Origin of the sequence: Shimia sp. SK013, from assembly GCF_001292625.1 — a bacterium.
GTDB lineage: Bacteria > Pseudomonadota > Alphaproteobacteria > Rhodobacterales > Rhodobacteraceae > Shimia.
Map to the genome: position 1 here is coordinate 1 of NZ_LAJH01000023.1, position 1112 is coordinate 1112.

Below are 1112 nucleotides of genomic sequence, written 5' to 3' on the forward strand. Positions count from 1 at the left end.
GCGCACTGACTTCCTAGAGCAACGTGCCAAGCTGGCCGAGCGCTGGGCGGATCATTTGACGGGCGGCACAGGGCAAGTGGTGAAACTAGCGGGGGCGAAATAATGAGCGACGAAAACAATTCGAGCACCCCCGCTGGATCCGCAACACCGACGTACGCAGAGGCCGTGCAAATAGCGAAAGAGTGCTTATTACGCGGAAGAGTATCTGAGTGTGACGAAATCAGCCGTCAAGCACTTATCTTGAGTTGGGCAAGCAGTGCAGAGGCTTTGAGCCTAAGCGATGGATGGATAGGAAAGCGTGGTTTTGTTGCCGTGAAAGCAAGCAAAGACAGTATGAACATCCCTGAACTTGTCGAAGCAGCGTCATGGAATCCACTCGCGTTTCAAGCAGCCGGTTTACTGTCTGCACGACTTCTGGAGCGGGGCGACCAGTTGCCCAGTGAGTTGGTGTCTTTGGCAATCGAAATCCTTAATGGTAAACAACCGCCGCCGACCCCCCGTAACGAGAGGAAGGGTAATCATGCACAAACTTGGTGGCGAAAGTACTACGTTTGGAAAGCGGTTGCAGAGCTAGTCGACCTAGGATTCAAATCGACGCGCAATGTTGCAAGCGAACACGTTAGCGCTTGCGATGCAGTCGCTGAGGCGATGAGCAAGCTTAATGTGCGGCCTTCATCGTATGGCCGCGTTTACGATTTTTGGAAAGAGTGTGACTCGCTAAAGTCAGGTTCCCAGAATTAGATGACCTAATTCAGGATACGACGAACAGGATAAGGACGGGCATCTTTGAGGCACCTTGAACAATTCAGGATGCAAAAGGATGCAAAGATATCTTACCTTCACCGAACTTCGAGCAAAACTGGGCAACCGCTCACGCTCAGCTTGTTATCTCGACTTTGAAAGCGGTCGACTGCCACGCGGCATAAAGCTAGGGGGCCGATTGTATTGGCCGGAAGCTGAGTTGGACGCCCACCTTCAAAGCCTGCGCGAAGAGGCCGCTTGATATGAGTGGCGGGCAAATGAAAACCCCGGCGCGCGGGCAAGCGCAACCGGGGCCGGATAACCGCTATGCGGCGGGCATTCAGAATATAACACATGCAAGATGCGCAGAG

The 1112-nt window shown here is 53.3% G+C and carries 2 protein-coding genes; both read left to right on the forward strand.

Annotation, left to right across the window (positions count from 1 at the left end):
• The first annotated feature begins 102 nt into the window (after positions 1-102).
• Entirely contained in the window at positions 103-741 is a 639-nt protein-coding gene (locus SHIM_RS20240) for a hypothetical protein (RefSeq protein ID WP_152926597.1), read from the forward strand.
• Positions 742-820: 79 nt separating this feature from the next.
• A complete protein-coding gene (locus SHIM_RS20050; RefSeq protein WP_082358459.1) occupies positions 821-1003 on the forward strand; it encodes a helix-turn-helix transcriptional regulator in 183 nt (60 codons plus the stop codon).
• The last annotated feature ends 109 nt before the right edge of the window (positions 1004-1112 follow it).

Bases quoted from the DNA above. Each gene is read 5' to 3' on its own strand.
- SHIM_RS20050 (WP_082358459.1), top strand. From the start codon at position 821: ATGCAAAGATATCTTACCTTCACCGAACTTCGAGCAAAACTGGGCAAC.
- SHIM_RS20240 (WP_152926597.1), top strand. From the start codon at position 103: ATGAGCGACGAAAACAATTCGAGCACCCCCGCTGGATCCGCAACACCG.